At 73.7% G+C, this 17,037-nt stretch carries 16 protein-coding genes and 1 riboswitch; of the genes, 8 read left to right on the top strand and 8 right to left on the bottom strand.

Going from position 1 to position 17,037, the window contains the following annotated elements:
• Positions 1-104: 104 nt before the first annotated feature.
• On the bottom strand, positions 105-2,042 hold the full coding sequence (locus tag ACZ6EM_RS22220; RefSeq protein ID WP_452181079.1) for an anthranilate synthase family protein: 1,938 nt from the start codon (positions 2,040-2,042) through the stop codon (positions 105-107).
• A gap of 242 nt (positions 2,043-2,284) precedes the next feature.
• Between ACZ6EM_RS22220 and ACZ6EM_RS22215 the strand changes: the two genes are divergently transcribed.
• On the top strand, positions 2,285-3,694 hold the full coding sequence (locus tag ACZ6EM_RS22215; protein ID WP_380357613.1) for a class II 3-deoxy-7-phosphoheptulonate synthase: 1,410 nt from the start codon (positions 2,285-2,287) through the stop codon (positions 3,692-3,694).
• A gap of 160 nt (positions 3,695-3,854) precedes the next feature.
• Positions 3,855-4,133 carry a (2Fe-2S)-binding protein gene (locus ACZ6EM_RS22210; protein ID WP_452180507.1) on the top strand — a complete coding sequence of 93 codons (279 nt, stop codon included), beginning with the start codon at positions 3,855-3,857 and terminating at the stop codon, positions 4,131-4,133.
• Between the two features lie 37 nt (positions 4,134-4,170).
• Here ACZ6EM_RS22210 and bfr read toward each other — a convergent pair whose 3' ends face one another.
• On the bottom strand, positions 4,171-4,650 hold the full coding sequence (gene bfr, locus ACZ6EM_RS22205; RefSeq protein WP_380551976.1) for a bacterioferritin: 480 nt from the start codon (positions 4,648-4,650) through the stop codon (positions 4,171-4,173).
• A gap of 241 nt (positions 4,651-4,891) precedes the next feature.
• Here bfr and ACZ6EM_RS22200 point away from each other — a divergent pair, with 241 nt between their 5' ends.
• Positions 4,892-5,521 (top strand): sulfite oxidase-like oxidoreductase, encoded by a 630-nt coding sequence (locus tag ACZ6EM_RS22200; RefSeq protein WP_359897107.1) that lies wholly within the window; start codon positions 4,892-4,894, stop codon positions 5,519-5,521.
• Between the two features lie 34 nt (positions 5,522-5,555).
• Here the strand turns inward: ACZ6EM_RS22200 and pknB are convergent, their stop codons facing one another.
• The 4 genes from pknB to thiO form a co-directional block, all read right to left on the bottom strand.
• On the bottom strand, positions 5,556-7,343 hold the full coding sequence (gene pknB, locus ACZ6EM_RS22195) for a Stk1 family PASTA domain-containing Ser/Thr kinase (RefSeq protein WP_465773063.1): 1,788 nt from the start codon (positions 7,341-7,343) through the stop codon (positions 5,556-5,558).
• Positions 7,344-7,423: 80 nt separating this feature from the next.
• Positions 7,424-8,221, bottom strand: a complete 798-nt coding sequence (locus tag ACZ6EM_RS22190; RefSeq protein ID WP_401049181.1) for a thiazole synthase — start codon at positions 8,219-8,221, stop codon at positions 7,424-7,426.
• Positions 8,222-8,224: 3 nt separating this feature from the next.
• Positions 8,225-8,449 (bottom strand): sulfur carrier protein ThiS, encoded by a 225-nt coding sequence (gene thiS, locus ACZ6EM_RS22185; protein ID WP_465773062.1) that lies wholly within the window; start codon positions 8,447-8,449, stop codon positions 8,225-8,227.
• Positions 8,446-9,621, bottom strand: a complete 1,176-nt coding sequence (thiO, locus tag ACZ6EM_RS22180; RefSeq protein WP_465773061.1) for a glycine oxidase ThiO — start codon at positions 9,619-9,621, stop codon at positions 8,446-8,448. Before thiO ends, thiS begins: the two co-directional genes overlap by 4 nt.
• 3 nt (positions 9,622-9,624) lie before the next feature.
• Positions 9,625-9,737: riboswitch (TPP riboswitch) on the bottom strand.
• A gap of 83 nt (positions 9,738-9,820) precedes the next feature.
• On the opposite strand from thiO, the gene ACZ6EM_RS22175 reads away from it, so the two are divergent.
• Genes ACZ6EM_RS22175 through thiE form a run of 3 tightly spaced genes read left to right on the top strand, consistent with a single transcriptional unit; the run spans position 9,821 to position 12,090 of the window.
• Positions 9,821-11,029: an NAD(P)/FAD-dependent oxidoreductase gene (locus ACZ6EM_RS22175; protein ID WP_452180510.1), complete on the top strand. Its 1,209-nt coding sequence runs from the start codon at positions 9,821-9,823 to the stop codon at positions 11,027-11,029.
• A 42-nt stretch (positions 11,030-11,071) separates the two neighbouring features.
• Positions 11,072-11,437, top strand: coding sequence for an Rv2175c family DNA-binding protein (locus ACZ6EM_RS22170; protein WP_189915099.1), 366 nt, complete (start codon positions 11,072-11,074; stop codon positions 11,435-11,437).
• Positions 11,437-12,090 carry a thiamine phosphate synthase gene (gene thiE, locus ACZ6EM_RS22165; RefSeq protein WP_401049175.1) on the top strand — a complete coding sequence of 218 codons (654 nt, stop codon included), beginning with the start codon at positions 11,437-11,439 and terminating at the stop codon, positions 12,088-12,090. The genes ACZ6EM_RS22170 and thiE overlap by 1 nt, the downstream gene beginning before the upstream one ends.
• Positions 12,091-12,147: 57 nt before the next feature.
• Here thiE and ACZ6EM_RS22160 read toward each other — a convergent pair whose 3' ends face one another.
• Positions 12,148-13,278, bottom strand: coding sequence for a polyprenyl synthetase family protein (locus tag ACZ6EM_RS22160; protein WP_359897116.1), 1,131 nt, complete (start codon positions 13,276-13,278; stop codon positions 12,148-12,150).
• 196 nt (positions 13,279-13,474) lie between these two features.
• On the opposite strand from ACZ6EM_RS22160, the gene metF reads away from it, so the two are divergent.
• Both metF and ACZ6EM_RS22150 read left to right on the top strand, forming a co-directional pair.
• A complete protein-coding gene (gene metF, locus ACZ6EM_RS22155; protein ID WP_359897118.1) occupies positions 13,475-14,389 on the top strand; it encodes a methylenetetrahydrofolate reductase [NAD(P)H] in 915 nt (304 codons plus the stop codon).
• Between the two features lie 204 nt (positions 14,390-14,593).
• Positions 14,594-15,469: an aromatic acid exporter family protein gene (locus tag ACZ6EM_RS22150; protein ID WP_465773060.1), complete on the top strand. Its 876-nt coding sequence runs from the start codon at positions 14,594-14,596 to the stop codon at positions 15,467-15,469.
• Positions 15,470-15,518: 49 nt separating this feature from the next.
• Here the strand turns inward: ACZ6EM_RS22150 and ACZ6EM_RS22145 are convergent, their stop codons facing one another.
• Complete coding sequence (locus ACZ6EM_RS22145) at positions 15,519-17,036, bottom strand: phytoene desaturase family protein (protein WP_465773059.1); 1,518 nt, start codon at positions 17,034-17,036, stop codon at positions 15,519-15,521.
• Position 17,037: the final 1 nt, after the last annotated feature.

The raw sequence follows: 17,037 nt of genomic DNA, 5'->3' as shown, positions 1-17,037 counted from the left end.
CGGGTACGCAGGAGAGGGGGGCGGGGACGAGGAGGTCTGAGGGTCCGGCAGCGGCTGCGGCGCGGCCCCGGGCGGGTACGTCCGCCCGGGGCCGCGCCGTCGGCTCAGCGCAGTGCGGCCGTCGCCCCGCGCAGCAGGCCCGCCACGATGCCGACCCCGTCGCGGGTGAGCACCGACTCCGGGTGGAACTGGAGCCCCGCGAAGCCGTGCCCGCGCAGGGCGTGCACGTCGCCGGTGACGGCGTCCCGGGAGACCTCGACGCCCTCGGTGGCGAGCCGTGCCGCGTCGGCCTCCGAGCAGCGCGCGGTGAAGGTGTTGTAGAAGCCGACCGTCTGCTTGCCGCCGAACAGGTCGATGCGCTCCTGCGCCCCCTGGTAGGGGACGGCCTTGCGGCCCAGCGCGAGCCCGAGTTCGGCGGCCAGCAGCTGGTGGCTCAGGCAGACCGCGAGCAGCGGCGAGGTGCGGGCGCCGGAGCGGACGGCGGCCAGCGCGTCCGCGACGATCGGCCGCAGCAGCATCATCTTGGGGTCGTCCGCGAGCGCCGGGTCGCCCGGGCCGGGGCCGAGCACCAGTGCGCCCCGGTGCGCCGCGACCCGCTCGCGCAGCCCCGGCTCGTCGTACCGGGCCACCGTCACCCGGTGGCCGAGCGAGCCGAGCAGGTGGGAGAGCATCGAGGTGAAGGTGTCCTCGCCGTCCACGACCAGGGCCGGCTCGGTCTCGGTGATCTCGGCGGGCTGCTGCATCCGCAGCCAGAACGGCGCGAGGTCGGCCCGGCGGGAGTCCAGGGCGGCCTGCACCCGGTGGTCGTCGGCGAGCCGGGGCCCGACCGGGTGGGGCAGCCGGGCGGGCGTGGGCCGGGCGCCGATCGCGGTGAGTACTCCGGCGGCCTTGGCGTGGGTCTCGGCGACCTCGGACTCCGGGACGGAGTGGCGTACCAGGGTGGCGCCGACCCGGACGACCAGCCGGCCGGTGGCCGGGTCGATGTCGGCGGTGCGGATGCAGATCGGCGAGTCCAGCAGCTGCCCGCCGCTGGCGGAACGGCCGATCAGGGCGAGCGCGCCGGAGTAGTAGCCGCGCCCGGTGGTCTCGTAGCGCTTGATCACCCGGGTGGCGTTCTCGACCGGGCTGCCCGTGACGGTCGCGGCGAACATCGTCTCGCGGAGCACCTCGCGGACGTCCAGCGAGGTGCGTCCGCGCAGCTCGTACTCGGTGTGGGCGAGGTGGGCCATCTCCTTGAGCCGGGGCCCGAGCACCTGGCCGCCGAGGTCGCCGACCGTGCACATCATCTTGAGCTCCTCGTCCACGACCATGGTGAGCTCCTCCAGCTCCTTGGGGTCGTGCAGGAACTGGAGCAGCGAGTCGAGGTCGGAGCCGCCGGCCGGGTAGCGGTAGGTGCCGGAGATCGGGTTCATCACGACGGTGCCGCCGCTCTGCCGGACGTGCACCTCGGGGGAGGCGCCGACCAGCACCCGGTCACCGGTGTGCACCAGGAAGGTCCAGTACGCGCCGCGCTCCTGCTCCAGCAGCCGGCGGAAGAGCGTCAGCGCGAGCTCCGGCGAGAAGTCTTCCAGCGTCGCGTGGAAGTCGCGCCGGATCACGAAGTTGGCGCCCTCGCCGTTGCCGATCTCGTCCCGGATGACCTTGCGGACGATCGACGCGTACGAATCGTCGTCCACATCGAACCCGCCACCGGCAAGTGAGACCGGCAATTTCGGTAGGGCATAGGTGAATTCGGCCAACGGCAGGGTGTGCTGCTCGGTCACCGAGAGGGCCTGCAGGGGGGTGTCGTCGTCGTGCGCCTCGAAGCCGCGCTCGCGGATCTGGCGGTACGGGACGAGCGCGAGCAGATCGTGCACCGGGCCGCCGCCGGCCGGCGGGCCGCTGCGCACGGGCAGGTCGGCGAGGTGCTCGTAGCGGTCGACGGTGCCCAGCAGCACCTCGACGGTGTCCGGGCTGAGCCGGGGGGTGCGGCGGTGCAGCAGGGCGAACGCGGGGGCGTCCGGGCCGGTGAGGCGGGTGAGCAGGTCGACGGCGGTGGTCACGGGAACGGCTTCCTTCCGGGTGGGCTGGTGAGAGGCGGTGCAAGGTCCGCTCCCGGAGGGCCGTCTGCGCAGACGCCGACGGCCGCCCCGAGGGGCGGCCGTCGTGTTCGTCTAGGAACGCGTCGTTCGTGGGCCACCCTTGGGGGAGGCCCACCACCAGGAGTGGGTGTGGGGCGCGTGCATGGTTCGACCCTAGCGGATGCGCCGGGGCGGGTGAGGGCCGTCACGTCTTTGTCCGAGATATGTCTCATCCCTCGGGCAATAGTCACGAGTCACTCCTGTCACCCCGTAGCCTTGGCGATGTGACCGCTACGACTGAGACTTCGAGGGCTGCCCACTCCTGGCAGTCCCTGCCCGCGGCGCAGCAGCCTGAATGGCCGGACCAAGAGGCTCTGCGCAAGACCCTTGCCGAGCTCGCCTCCTATCCGCCGCTCGTCTTCGCCGGCGAGTGCGACCAGCTGCGCGCCCGGCTCGGGGCCGTGGCGCGCGGGGAGGCCTTCCTCCTCCAGGGTGGTGACTGTGCCGAGGCCTTCGACGGCGTCTCGGCGGAGCACATCCGCAACAAGCTGAAGACGCTGCTCCAGATGGCCGCCGTGCTGACGTACGCGGCCTCGGTGCCGGTGGTGAAGGTCGGCCGCATCGCCGGCCAGTACTCCAAGCCGCGCTCCAAGTCGACCGAGACCCGCGACGGCGTGACCCTGCCGGTCTACCGCGGCGACTCGGTGAACGGCTTCGAGTTCACCCCCGAGTCCCGCATCCCGGACCCGGAGCGCCTGAAGCGGATGTACAACGCGTCCGCCGCGACGCTCAACCTGGTGCGCGCGTTCACCACCGGTGGTTACGCGGACCTGCGCCAGGTGCACGCCTGGAACCAGGACTTCGTCCGCAACTCGCCGGCCGGCCAGCGCTACGAGCAGCTCGCCCGGGAGATCGACAACGCCCTGGCGTTCATGAGCGCCTGCGGCGTGGTGCCGGAGGAGTTCAAGGCGGTCGAGTTCTTCTCCTCGCACGAGGCGCTGGTCCTCGACTACGAGACCGCGCTGACCCGCGTGGACTCGCGCACCGGCGAGCTGTACGACGTCTCCGGCCACATGGTGTGGATCGGCGAGCGCACCCGGCAGCTGGACCACGCGCACATCGAGTTCGCCTCCAAGATCCGCAACCCGATCGGCGTCAAGCTCGGCCCGACCACCTCGGTGGACGACGCGCTGGCCCTGATCGAGAAGCTGGACCCGGAGCGCGAGCCCGGCCGCCTGACCTTCATCACCCGGATGGGCGCGGGCAAGATCCGCGAGCACCTGCCCACCCTGGTGGAGAAGGTCACCGCCTCCGGCGCCAAGCCGGTGTGGATCTGCGACCCGATGCACGGCAACACCTTCGAGGCCTCCAGCGGGCACAAGACCCGCCGCTTCGACGACGTCCTGGACGAGGTCAAGGGCTTCTTCGAGGTGCACCGCGCGCTCGGCACCCACCCGGGCGGCATCCACGTGGAGCTGACCGGCGACGACGTCACCGAGTGCGTCGGCGGCGGCGACGAGGTCCTGGTGGACGACCTGCACCAGCGCTACGAGACGGCCTGCGACCCGCGCCTCAACCGCAGCCAGTCGCTGGACCTGGCGTTCCTGGTGGCGGAGATGTACCGCGGCCAGTAGGTCCGGCGTCCGTCGGATGTGACGAAGGCCCCTCCGGATTCGGTGTTCCCGAGCCCGGAGGGGCTTTTTCGTACCCGTTTGCCCGGGTAAGGTAAGCCTCAGTGAACTAAGGCGGACCTTAGTCAAGATCCATTCCGCTCCACCCCCGGGAGAGACCGCGATGTACGTGTGCATGTGCCATGCGGTCACCGAGGACCAGGTGAAGAAGGCGATCGACGGCGGCGCCGGCACCCCGCGCCAGATAGCGAAGGGCTGCCGGGCCGGCACCGACTGCGGGTCCTGCGTGCGCCGCATCCAGGCGCTGCTCGGCGAGCACGGCGCCCGCCCCTGCCCGACCGCCCGGCTGGCCGCGAAGCTCGGCCTCGCGGACCCGGAGGCCCCGGCCGCCCCGGCCCCCGCCCCGAAGGCCGCACCGGTGGTCCCACTGCGGGCGGCCTGAACGGCCCGGGCCGTCCGGGCCGCCCGGGAGGACCGCCTCAGGACTCCGGCTGCTCGATGACCTGAGCGAGGTAGAGCGCCTCGCCGAGCTTGTCCAGCAGCTCCAGCTGGGTGTCGAGGTAGTCGATGTGCTGCTCCTCGTCGGCCAGGATGTCCTCGAAGATGTTCGCCGAGGTGACGTCGTTCTTGGCCCGCATCACCACGATCCCGCGCTTGAGCCGGTCGATCGCCTCGACCTCGACCTGGCGGTCCGCCTCGAACATCTCCTTGACCGTCTGGCCGATCCGGACGTGGAACAGCCGCTGGTAGTTGGGCAGCCCATCCAGGAACAGGATCCGGTCGGTGAGCGTCTCGGCGTGCTTCATCTCGTCGAAGGACTCGTGCCGGGTGTACTTGGCGAGCTTCGTCCAGCCGAAGTTCTCCTGCATCTTGGCATGCAGGAAGTACTGGTTGATCGCGGTCAGCTCGGCGGTGAGCTGCTCGTTGAGGAACTCGATGACCTCGGGATCGCCCTGCATGGTGATGCCTCCTGCGTGAGTCCTGTCCTGCGTCCTGTGCTGGGTCCTGCGCTGCGCATCCTGGCACCGCTTCGGGAGGAAATTCCAGTAAGTTCACACTCACTAGGAGATGTGGCGGAATATCCGATTCATCACGGAACGTGCTGGTGAGGGCTCGACCGTTGCTCTGTACGGGCCGGAGCGCGAATCCGCGCAAAGGGGCGCGCGCCGAGGCTCGTCCGCCGTCTGTCACCATGGATCCATGGGTCAGTCGAAACACGAACCGCTTCCGCCGTCTGACCCGAGGCTCCCCCCGGGCCAGCGCGCGCAGCGCGGCTGGCCCGCCCTGCACTACGGGCCGGTGCCCCGCTTCAAGCCCCTGACCTGGGACCTCCAGGTGTTCGGCGCCACCGCCTCGGCGGAGAAGCACAGCTGGGACTTCGAGGCCTTCTGCGCCCTCCCGCGCACCACCGTCGTCGGGGACATGCACTGCGTGACCAAGTTCTCGGTGCTCGGCAACGAATGGACGGGCGTGTCGGCCGCCGCCGTGCTCGACCTGGTGCCCCCGGCACCGGGCGTCACCCACGTCATGGTCTGGGCCGAGTACGGCTACAGCGCCAACCTGCGGCTGGCCGACTTCGCCGACCCCCGCACCCTGCTCGCCACCCACCGCAACGGCGAGGCGCTCACCGCCGAGCACGGCTTCCCGGTGCGGCTGGTGGTGCCGCGGCTGTACGCCTGGAAGGGCCCCAAGTGGGTGCGCGCGGTGGAGTACATGCGGGCCGACCGGCGCGGCTTCTGGGAGGAGCGCGGCTACCACAACCTCGCCGACCCCTGGCGCGAGCAGCGCTACTCCTACCAGGAGGAGCCCGGCGACGGGCCGCTGCGCTGAACCCCTCGCGGCGGCCGGGCGGGTCGGACGCGCCCTAGAACAGCGAGAACTTGACCGTCACCACGCTGCGCTGCGGGCGCCGCTCGCCCGCCGCCGGGCTCTGGCCGGAGGAGGTGACCGCGCCGAACACGTCCCAGCCGCTGGTCTGCATGGTGAAGCCCGCCGCCTGGAGCGCCTTCTGCGCCTCGTCCTTGCCCATCCCCGTGACGTTCGGGACCGGCACCATGCCCTTGCTGACCACCAGCGAGACCGCGGAGTTCTCCTGCAGCAGCTGCCCGGCCGCCGGCGAGCTGCTGATCACCGAGCCCTCGGGCACGGTGTCGTCGTAGGTCTCGGTCACACCGCCCCTGGTCAGCTGGGCGCCGGCCAGGGCCGAGGCGGCGTCGGCGGAGCTCTTGCCGGCGAGGTCCGGCACCGCGATCCGTTTGGGGCCCCGGGAGACGGTGACGGTGACGCTGTCGCTCTTGCGGGTGCGCGCACCCACCCCGGGATCCACGGAGATCACCTGCCCGGACGGCACGGACTCGCTGAACACCTCGACGAACCTGCCGTGCAGGCCCTCCTTGTCCAGGACCCGCTGCGCCTCGGCCCGGTCCTTGCCGAGCACGCCCGGCACCGCGCCGTACAGCCCCTCGGAGATCCCGTAGGTGGCGCCGCCGATCGCCAGGACCAGGGCGGCCACCGCGGCCGTCCAGATCAGCGGCCCACGGGGGAGACGGCGGCGCGGCGTGGCCGGCCGGCGCCGCTGCACCGGGGTCGGCTCGTCGTACGGGCGGGGCTCGGCGAGCAGCTCGTCCATCAGCTCCGGCGGCATGTCCAGCACGCTGGTGCGCTCGGTCGGCGGGGCGTCGGCGGGCCGCGGCAGCGGCTGGACCACCGAGGTCGGCTCAGTGGTCGGGTAGCGAGAGCCGGGCCGGGTGGAGGCCGGCGGCTCGGCGTCCAGCTCGGCCGGGGTGAGGGTGCGGCGCACCCGCTGGAGGGCGGCGAGCAGCTCGACCGCGTCGTACGGGCGCGCGTCGGCGGACCGGGCGCAGGCGCCGGCCACTATCGCGTCCAGTTCGGGGCCGATGGCGGGGGCGACCAGGGAGGGGGCCGGGACGTCCTCGTGCAGGTGCTTGTACATGACCTGGACGGGATTGTCGCCGGTGTGCGGGCGGCGGCCGGTGAGCATCTCGTACAGCAGGATGCCGGCCGCGTAGACGTCCACCCGCTGGTCGGTCGGGGCGTCCGGGAGGATCTGCTCGGGGGCCAGGTAGGAGACGGTGCCCATGACCGTGCCGCCGGTGGCGGTGGTGGTCGAGGTGGGCGCGCCGTCGGCGGTGCCGAGCACCCGGACCAGGCCGAAGTCGGCGACCTTGACCAGGCCGCCGTCGGTGATCAGCACGTTCTCGGGCTTGACGTCGCGGTGGACCAGCCCGGCCCGGTGGGCGGCGCCGAGCGCGGCCAGTACCGGCTCCAGCACGTCCAGAGCGGCCCGGACGGACAGCGCGCCGCGGTCGCGCAGCAGGTCGCGCAGGGTGCGGCCGGGCACGTACTCCATGGCGAGGAAGACGTGACCGCCGTCCGCGCCCTGGTCGAAGACGGTGACCACGTTGGGGTGGGTGAGCTTGGCGACGGCCTTGGCCTCGCGGATGAAGCGGGCGGTGAAACCCGCGTCGCCGGCCAGCGAAGGGTGCATCACCTTGAGTGCGACCACGCGGTCCAGACGGGTGTCGGTGCCCTTGTAGACGGTGGACATCCCGCCGGTCGCGACGCGCTGCTCGACCCGGTACCGGTTGTCGAGCAGGGCGCCGATCAAGGGGTCGTGCAGTGCCATGTCCACTCGGAGAGTCTAGAGCCGCCCGGGACGGCCGGTCCCGGAGGACACCGCCTCCGGGACCGGCTTGTGACATGCGCGACGGTTCAGAACGCGGGGCGCTCGCGGCTGTCCAGGTCGGCCCGGCCGGCCATCGCGGAGGAGGCCTCGGCGTGGAAGCGGCGCGGGATCCGGCCGGCCCGGTGGGCGAGCCGGCCCGCCTCGGCGGCGTGCCGCATCGCCTCGGCCATCAGCACCGGGTCCTGAGCCCTGGTCACCGCAGAGGCGAGCATCACCGCGGCGCAGCCCAGCTCCATCGCCAGCGCCACGTCGGAGGCGGTGCCGGCGCCCGCGTCCAGGATCACCGGGACGCCCGCACCCTCCACGATCAGCTGGAAGTTGTGCGGGTTGCGGATGCCCAGGCCCGAACCGATCGGCGAGCCCAGCGGCATGATGGCCGCGCAGCCGACGTCCTCCAGCTTGCGGGCCAGCACCGGGTCGTCGTTGGTGTACGGCAGGACGGTGAAGCCGTCGTCGACCAGCGTCTCGGCGGCGTCCAGCAGCTCGATCGGGTCGGGCAGCAGGGTGCGCTCGTCGGCGATCACCTCCAGCTTGACCCAGTCGGTGCCGAGCGCCTCGCGGGCCAGTCGGGCGGTCAGCACGGCCTCGCCGGCGGTGAAGCAGCCGGCCGTGTTGGGCAGCACCCGGATGCCGTTGCGGGTCAGCACGTCGAGCACGGAGCCCTGGGTGGTGGCGTCGACCCGGCGCATGGCGACGGTGGTCAGCTCGGTGCCGGAGGCGAGCAGCGCGCGCTCCAGGACCTCCAGGCTGGGGGCGCCCCCGGTGCCCATGATCAGCCGGGAGGAGAAGGCCGTCCCGGCGATGGTCAGAAGGTCGTCGGCCATGGTTCAGCCTCCCTGCACGGCGGTGAGGATCTCGATCCGGTCGCCGCCGGCCAGCGCCGTCCCGGGCCACGAACCGCGGGGCACCACGGCCTCGTTGAGCGCGGCGGCGACACCGGTGTTGGCGGCGCTGACGGCGGCCACCACCTCGGCGAGGGTGGTCGTGGCGGACACCCGGCGGGGCTCGCCGTTGACGGTCAGGGTGATCTCGTTCGGGGCGATCTCGGTCATGCGGAGGCCTTCGCAGCGGGGGGTTCGGGGGAGAAGCGCAGGGGCGTGAACGGCCTTGCCGTTTCGGGGACTTCACCGGTGGCCAGGTACTCGGAGACCAGGTCGGCGGTCACCGGGGTGAGCAGCACGCCGTTGCGGTAGTGGCCGGTGGCGGCGACCAGCCCGGGCAGTGACGTCGGGCCGAGCAGCGGGGCGTTGTCCGGCGATCCGGGGCGCAGCCCGGCGGAGGTCTCCAGCAGCGGGAGTTCGGTGATTCCCGGGACCAACTCGTGGGCGTCGCGCAGGAGTTCGTACACCCCGCCAGCGGTGACGGTGGTGTCGTAGCCCTGCTCCTCGGTGGTCGCGCCGACCACCAGCTCGCCGTTCTCCCGGGGCACCAGGTACAGGTGCCGGCCGCGGACGACGGCGCGGACGTTGCGGGACAGGAACGGGCGGTAGGCGTCCGGGACGTGCAGCCGCAGCACCTGCCCCTTCACCGGGCGGATCGCGGGCAGCACACCGTCGGGCAGGCCGGGCAGCCGGTGGCTGTGCGGGCCGGCGGCGAGGACGACCTGCCCGGCGCCCACCCGTTCCCCGGTCGAGAGCCGGGCGCCGGTCGCGCGGCCGCCCTCGACCAGCAGCTCGACGGCCTCGGCGCGGTGCAGCAGGACGTTCGCGTTCTCGCAGGCGGCGGCCAGGGCGGTGAGCAGGCGCCGGGGGTCCACCTGGTGGTCGTCCGCGACGTGCAGGCCGCCGCGCACGCCGGGGGCGAGCATCGGCTCCAGCCTGCGGGCCTCCCGGCCGGTCAGCCAGGTCGAGTCCAGACCGAGCCGCTGGTGGAAGGCGTGCAGCTCGCGCAGTTCCTCGCGGTCGTCGGAGTCCAGCGCCACGGCGACGGTGCCGCAGCGGCGGTAGCCGGTGTCCCGGCCGCCGCTCGCCTCGGAGAGCTCGGCGGCGAAGGCCGCGTACCGCTCGTTCGAGGCCATCCCGAGGCGGAGCAGCGGCTCCTCGCCGTACTGCAGCTCGGTGACCGGGGCGAGCATCCCGGCCGCGACCCCGGCGGCCCCGCCGCCGGGGGAGGGGTCGACCACGATCACGTTCCGCAGCCCGCGCTGCGCGGCGCGCCAGGCGACGGTGAGGCCGATGACGCCCCCGCCGATCACCAGCACGTCGGCGTGGGCGCCTGATGGCAAGCGTGACAAAGCTGCTCTTCTCCCTTCGCCGGTATGACCCGGATCAGGTTCGGACGGTCGCAGGCCGTGCCAGCCCGCCTCTCAGCCCGGTGCGCCGGGCTCCCGTGTGGTGCCCCCACCTTAACGCCGGGGGTCGGCCCGGCCGAAGGCCCGTACAGCGGGCGGACGGCCCGCAGGCCGCCGCGTCGCGCTGAGTACAGTGACGGGCGTGGCAGAGCTGAGCGGAACGGATCAGGTGGTCGTCGTCGGAGCCGGGCTGGCCGGGGCGCAGTGCGCCCTCAAGCTGCGGCAGGGCGGCCGGCAGGGGCCGATCGTGCTGGTCGGCGAGGAGCCGCACGCGCCGTACGACCGGCCGCCGCTCTCCAAGGACGTGCTGCTCGGCAAGGCCGACTCCACCGCCCTGGACATCGACTACGGGCCGCTCGGCATCGAGCTGCTCACCGGCCGCCGGGCCACCGGCCTGACCCCCGGCGTGCTGCACACCGACGGCGGCGACCTCCCGTACGGCTCGCTGGTGATCGCCACCGGCGCCGTCCCGCGGGCCCTGCCCGGCGCCGAGCGCGCGCACCTGCTGCACACCCTGGACGACGCCCTGGCGCTGCGCGCGCTGCTGCGCCCCGGGCTGCGGCTGGTGCTGGTCGGCGCGGGCTGGATCGGCGCCGAGGTGTCCACCGCGGCCCGCGCGGCGGGCTGCGAGGTGACCGTGGTCGAGGCCGGCCCGGCGCCGCTGCCCGGCGCGCTGCCGACCGAGGTCGGCTCGGCGATGGCCGCCTGGTACGCCGGGGCCGGGGTCGACCTGCGCTGCGGGGTCGGCGTGGCCGCCGTCCAGCCCGGCGCGGTGCTGCTGGCGGACGGCTCGCACCTGCCCGCCGACGAGGTGGTGGTCGGCATCGGGGCCCGCCCCGCGACCGGATGGCTGGCCGGATCCGGGGTCGAGCTGGACGCGGCCGGCGCCGTCGTGGTGGACGGGCGGCTGCGCACCTCGGTGCCCGGGGTGTTCGCGGCCGGCGACTGCGTCAGCTACCCCTCGGCCCGGGCCGGGGCCCGGCTGGCCGTCCAGCACTGGGACCACGCCCTGCAGTCCGGCGAGGCGGTGGCCGCAGCCGTCCTGGGCGCGGACGCGCCGGCCTACGACCCGGTGCCGTACTTCTGGTCCGAGCAGTTCGGCCGGATGGTCCAGTACGCCGGCCGGCACGCCGAGGGCGACGAGCTGCTGTGGCGCGGCTCCCCGAGGGACGGCGACTGGTCGGTGCTCTGGCTGCGCGACGGCGTGCCGAGCGCGCTGCTGGCCGTGGACCGGCCGCGCGACCTCACCCAGGGGCGGAGGCTGATCGAGCGCGGTACGGCCCTGGATCCGGCCCGGGCGGGCGACCCGGCGGTGCCGCTGAAGTCGGCCGTCGCGGGGTAGTGCCTGGTGCGCGGTGGGCCGCGGAGGTGGCAGTCTGGTGGCGTGAGTGAGATCGAAAGCAAGATTGAAGCCCTGGTCACCGACTGGATGTACCTGCCCGACATCTCGGAGCAGTGGGGGGTCCGGGTCACCGAGGTACGTGACCTGGTCAAGAACGGCGGCCTGATCGCCGTCCGGCGCGGGCCGAACAAGTCGCTGCAGGTCCCGGCGGCGTTCATCGACGGCCCGGGCCTGGTCAAGCACCTGTCCGGCACCCTGACCGTCCTGCGGGACTGCGGGTACAACGACGTGGAGATCCTGGAGTGGCTCTTCACCGAGGACCCGTCGCTGCCCGGTAGCCCGATCCAGGCGCTGCGGGAGAACCGCGGCACCGAGGTGAAGCGCCGCGCCCAGGCGATGCTGATCTGATGGCGGCGGACACGCTGCGTACCCGGCTGGCCGACGCCCGGCTCTACCTGTGCACCGACGCCCGCCGGGAGCAGGGCGACCTCGCCGAGTTCCTGGACGCGGCGCTGGCGGGCGGGGTGGACATCGTCCAGTTGCGGGACAAGGGCCTGGAGGCCAAGCAGGAGCTGGAGGCCCTGGAGGTCTTCGCCGACGCCTGCCGCCGGCACGGCAAGCTGCTGGCCGTCAACGACCGTGCCGACGTCGCCCACGCGGCCCGGCCGGACGTCCTGCACCTCGGCCAGGACGACCTGCCGGTGCAGGCCGCCCGGGCGATCCTCGGCGAGGACGTGCTGATCGGCCGTTCCTGCCACGCCGAGTCCGAGGTGGACGCGGCGATCGCCGAACCCGGTACGGACTACTTCTGCACCGGCCCGGTCTGGCCGACCCCGACCAAGCCGGGCCGCCCGGCCCCGGGCCTCGGCCTGGTCTCGTACGCGGCGAAGCAGGACACCGACCGGCCGTGGTTCGCGATCGGCGGGATCGACCTCGGCCACCTGGACGAGGTGCTGGCCGCCGGTGCCCGCAGGATCGTCGTGGTGCGGGCCGTCACCGCCGCGGCGGATCCGCGGGCGGCCGCCGCCGAGCTGTCCCGCCGGGTGCGCGCCGCGCTCTGACCGGCCCGGATCAGCGGGATCCGGGGGCCCGCAGGCCCCCGGGGCCGTCGCCGTCCGTCAGTACTTGCGGACGGTGGCGGCCTCGGCCAGGGCCAGCAGCACCGTACGGGCCCGGTCGTCGGCGAGCGGAGCGGCCTCCAGCGCGGCCAGCGACTGCCGCATCAGCTCCTCGATCCGGTGCTCCACCAGCTCGGGCGCGCCGCTGCGGGCGACCAGCGCGCGCAGCTCGGCGACCTCCGGGGCCGCCAGGTCCGGCGCGCCGAGCCGCTCGTCCAGGTGCCGGGCGTCGGCGGCCGGCAGGCCCCGCATCGCGTGCGCGACCAGCAGGGTGCGCTTGCCCTCGCGCAGGTCGTCCCCGGCCGGCTTGCCGGTGACGGCCGGGTCCCCGAAGACGCCGAGCAGGTCGTCGCGCAGCTGGAAGGCCTCGCCCAGCGGCAACCCGAACGCCCCGTAGGCCTCGACCAGTTCCGGCCCGGCACCGGCCAGCAGCGCACCCACCTGCAGCGGCCGCTCGATGGTGTACTTCGCGGACTTGTAGTGCAGCACCGTCCGCGCCCGGTCCAGCGCGCCCTCGTCGGTCGAGTCGCCGGCCACCGGCTCCAGGACGTCCAGGTACTGGCCGAGCATGACCTCGGTGCGCATCAGGTCGAACACCGGCTTGGCGGCGAGGACGGCGGCCGGCTCCAGGCCGGAGCGCAGGAACAGCTCGTCGCACCAGATCAGCAGCAGGTCGCCGAGCAGCACCGCGGCCGAGGTGCCGTACTGCTCGCGGTCGCCGCGCCAGCCGCTGTCCCGGTGCAGCGCCTCGAAGCGGCGGTGGACCGAGGGCAGGCCGCGGCGGGTGTCGCTGCGGTCCATCAGGTCGTCGTGCACCAGGGCGCTCGCCTGGAGCAGCTCCAGGGCGGCGGCGGCGTTGGCGATCGCCTCACCGGTGGCGCCCCCGGCCGGGCCGCCGGCGCCGCGCCAGCCCCAGTAGCAGAAGGCCGGGCGCAGGCGCTTGCCGCCGTCCAGCAGGAAGTCGCGCAGCGCGTCGGCGGCGGGGGCCAGCCGGGGCGAGATCTTGTCGAGCAGCACGGACTGGCCGTCCATGAACGCGGCGAGCGCCGCGTTGACGCGGGTGCGGACGTCCTCCACGTCAATGGGGTTGGCCGCACTGGGGTTGGCCGGCCGGGTGCTGGACGAGGTCACGATGGGGCTCCGCTGGTTCTCTGGGGTGCAGCAAGCGTAACGGTGCGGCTGGGAACGGGTGTGCGAGCGGCCCCGCGGGGGCTCGGAGGAGGCGCCGCGGGACGGGGCCGGGGCGAACCGGAACGTCTTCCATCTCTTGTCTCAATAGGTGGAATACGGTTGTCCGGCCCCTTCGAACGCCGGATAGCCTGCCAGCATGGCACTCGGTATCGCTTCCACGAGAACGGATCGCGCACTGACGGTGCGCGACCTCCTGGCGGCCGGAAAGCGCTCCTTCTCCTTCGAATTCATGCCGCCGCGCACCGAGGTCGGCGAGCAGAAACTCTGGGACGCCATCCGTCGGCTCGAACCGCTCGACCCGAACTTCGTCTGTATGACCTACGGCGCCGGCGGCTCCTCGCGCGAGCGCACCGTCAACATGGTCGGCCGGATCGCCACCGAGACCACCCTGACCCCGGTCGCCCACCTCACCGCGGTGGACCACTCGATCGCGGAGCTGCGCAACATCATCGGCCAGTACGCCGACCAGGGCGTGCGGAACGTCCTGGCGGTCCGGGGCGACCCGCCCGGCGACCCGATGGGCGAGTGGGTCAGCCACCCCGAGGGCGTCACCTACGCGTACGAGCTGGTGGAGCTGATCAAGGGCATCGGCGACTTCTGCGTCGGTGTCGCGGCCTCGCCGAACATGCACCCGCGCTCGACCGACTGGGACGAGGACATCCGGCACTTCGTGGCGAAGATCCGCTCCGGGGCCGACTACGCGATCACCCAGATGTTCTTCGAGGTGGACGACTACCTGCGGCTGCGCGACCGGGTCACGGCCGCCGGCTGCGAGACGCCGATCATCCCGGAGATCATGCCGGTCACCAACGCCAAGCAGCTGGAGCGCTTCCCCCAGCTCAGCGGCTCGGCCTTCCCCGCCGACCTGGAGGCCCGCCTGCGGGCGGCCATCGACGACCCGGCGGCGCTGCGGGCCATCGGCATGGAGCACGCCACGGCGATGGCCGAGCGCCTCCTCGCCGAGGGCGCGCCCGGTCTGCACTTCATCACGCTGAACCACTCGACGGCGACGCTGGAGATCTACCAGAACCTGGGGCTGCACCAGCGTTGACCGGCGGGCCGGGCCCGCGCCCGCGCAGCGCCGACGCCGGGTGTTCACGAGCCCGTCACCGCACCGACGTTGACGGGCCCGGTCGTGTGCGGCCGTCGTCCGGGGCGGCGGGAACGCGATGCGGTACCCCGGCCGTTGAACCGGTACAGTCGCCGCACACGCGCGGCGCACGAGCGCGGGTACGCGACTGGAGGTAGCGGGCGGATGGGCATCGGATACCTGCTGCTGTACACCGCGTTGGCGGTGGTGGCGCTCTGGTTGGTCGCCGAGGTGCTGCTGCAGAACCGGGCGCCGCTGCACTGGCGGGCCCTGGCCCTGGCCGGCTTCCTGGGCGTGGCCGCCGGGATGGTCCTCGGCTCGGTCGTGGTGATCGGGGCCGGCGCCGCGCTGTTCGCGGTCGGCCAGACCTTCGTCACCCTCGCGGTCAAGCGCGGCCACCAGGCCGGCTGGTCCCTGCGGAAGGCCGACGGCAGCCTGCCCGGCCCGCTCGCCAAGGTGCCGCTGCTGGGCGCCCTGACCGGCGGCGCCGCCGCGGTGGCGGCCGTCGCCGTCGCCAGGAAGCGGGTCGGCGAGGTCAGCGCCGTCGAGGAGACCCGGGCCTCCGCGCCGGTCCCCGTCGAGGTGCCCGACGAGGTGCCCGAGGTCGAGCAGACCGCCGCCTTCGAGATGCAGGAACTCGCCCAGGACGGCGTCTACGCCCCCGGGTACTACGAGCAGCAGCAGCCGCAGGTCCAGCAGCAGCACCAGGACCCGTACGCCGCCGCCTACCAGTCCGGCTACGACCAGCAGCAGTGGCAGACCCAGCAGCAGCCCGCCTACGCCTACGACCAGCAGCAGTCCTACGGCGGCTACCCCCAGCAGCAGGACCCGTACGGCGGCTACCCGCAGCAGCAGGACCAGCAGCAGGACCCGTACGCGGGCTACCAGCAGCCGCAGCACCAGCAGACCTGGGACCCGAACGCCCAGCCCCAGCAGCAGTGGCAGCCGCAGCCCGACCCGCAGGCCCAGGGCATCCCGCAGCAGCCGGCGTACGACCAGAACTACGGCTACCAGCAGCAGAACACCTGGCACCAGGGCTGACCCGGCAGGGGCCCGGCAGTCGAGGCCGACCGGGCCGGGCCGCCGGGCCCTACGCCGGGCCGATCAGCCCGGCGGTGATGCAGGCCGACATGCCGACACGGGCGAGGCCGCCGCCGGGGTGGGCGTTGCCACCGACCAGGTAGAGGCCCGGGACGGGCGAATCGTTGGCGGCGTGCAGCCCCGCGTACGAACCCGCGAGCACCGGGCGGGCGACCGAGCCGAACAGCGCGCCGGTCTCCCGGCGGGTGTCCTCCGGGGTGCGCACGGCCCGCCACAGCACCCGCTCGCGCAGTCCCAGGCCGGCCGCGTCGACGTGGGCGAGCAACTGGTCGGCGTAGCGGTCGGCGACACCGGGGGCGGTCCAGTCGACGTCCTCCTCCTGGGCCGGGACGGTCGCGGTCAGCACCACGGCCTCGTGGGCGTCGTCGGGGCGCAGCGCCGGGTCGTCCGGGCGGAGCACCTGCACGGTGGGACGCTCGCACAGCGGCGCGGACAGGGTGAGGGCGTTCTCCTCGGCGGCCGGGTCCACCGCGTGGACCACCGTCCGGTGCGCGGTGCCCTCGGGCCGGGGCCCGCGCAGGGCGAGCAGCACGCTGAACCGGCCGGGCACCTCGAACGGCTCCCAGTCGTCGGCCGGCACCCCCGGCCACTCGGCGATGCCGTGGCGGAACAGCGCGCGGGTGTCCATCGCGGAGATCACCAGGTCCGCGTCGATCCGGCCGTCCGCCGTCCCGACCCCGCACGCCCGGCCGTTCTCCACGACCACCCGGGTGACCGGGGTGTCGAAGCGGAACTCGACCCCGCGCAGCTCGCAGCGCCGGTACACGGCGTCCGCGAGCGCGCGCAGGCCGCCCCGGACGTACCAGACGCCGAAGGACTGCTCCATGTACGGCAGCACGGCGGCCCCCGCCGGGGCCTGCCCGGGCAGGAGGCCGTACCGCAGCGCGGGCTCGCCCAGCAGGGCGGTCAGGCCGGGGTGGCCGCCGAGCTGCCGCCGCGCCACGTCGGCGAGGCTCCACGGCTGCGGGCGGCGCAGCCGGGCCAGGCCGGTGCGCGGCGGCACGGGGTACGGGTCGGTGTCCACCCGGGCCCGGCCGGCCGGGGACAGGACACCGAGGTCGGCCGGGAGCGCCTCCTCCAGCAGCGGTCGGCGGGTGGCCTCCCAGACCGTCCGGCCGTGGTTCATCACCTCGCTCCAGCGGGCGCCGGAGCCGGCGCCGAAGGCGGCGTCCAGGGCCTGGCTGACACCGCCGCGGGAGGCGTTGGGCAGGGTGACGGCGGTGCCGTCGGGGAACAGGTGCCGGCTCTCCGGGTCGACCGGGGCCAGCTCGACCAGCTGCTCCAGCGGCTCCTTGCCGGTCTTCAGCGCGAGGTCGCGGTAGACGGCCGGGAGGGAGAGCAGGCCGGGGCCGGTGTCGAAGGCGAAGCCGTCGCGCTCGTACCGCCCGACCATGCCCCCGTACGTGCCGCCCGCCTCGCAGACCGTCACCCGGTGGCCGAGGGTCGCCAGCCGGGAGGCCGCCGCGAGCCCGCTCATTCCTGCGCCGATGACGACGATCTTTGCCATG

The sequence above is a fragment of the Kitasatospora sp. NPDC041917 genome (assembly GCF_055589745.1).
Note: the sequence above shows the minus strand (reverse complement) of the source record. Positions and strands in the feature narration are given on the sequence as shown.

Excerpts from the sequence above, each read along its gene's own strand:
- ACZ6EM_RS22215 (WP_380357613.1), top strand. The coding sequence starts at position 2,285 with ATGTCTCATCCCTCGGGCAATAGTCACGAGTCACTCCTGTCACCCCGT.
- ACZ6EM_RS22210 (WP_452180507.1), top strand. The coding sequence starts at position 3,855 with ATGTACGTGTGCATGTGCCATGCGGTCACCGAGGACCAGGTGAAGAAG.
- bfr (WP_380551976.1), bottom strand. The coding sequence starts at position 4,650 with ATGCAGGGCGATCCCGAGGTCATCGAGTTCCTCAACGAGCAGCTCACC.
- ACZ6EM_RS22200 (WP_359897107.1), top strand. The coding sequence starts at position 4,892 with ATGGGTCAGTCGAAACACGAACCGCTTCCGCCGTCTGACCCGAGGCTC.
- ACZ6EM_RS22190 (WP_401049181.1), bottom strand. The coding sequence starts at position 8,221 with ATGGCCGACGACCTTCTGACCATCGCCGGGACGGCCTTCTCCTCCCGG.
- thiS (WP_465773062.1), bottom strand. The coding sequence starts at position 8,449 with ATGACCGAGATCGCCCCGAACGAGATCACCCTGACCGTCAACGGCGAG.
- thiE (WP_401049175.1), top strand. The coding sequence starts at position 11,437 with ATGGCGGCGGACACGCTGCGTACCCGGCTGGCCGACGCCCGGCTCTAC.
- metF (WP_359897118.1), top strand. The coding sequence starts at position 13,475 with ATGGCACTCGGTATCGCTTCCACGAGAACGGATCGCGCACTGACGGTG.
- ACZ6EM_RS22150 (WP_465773060.1), top strand. The coding sequence starts at position 14,594 with ATGGGCATCGGATACCTGCTGCTGTACACCGCGTTGGCGGTGGTGGCG.
- ACZ6EM_RS22145 (WP_465773059.1), bottom strand. The coding sequence starts at position 17,036 with ATGGCAAAGATCGTCGTCATCGGCGCAGGAATGAGCGGGCTCGCGGCG.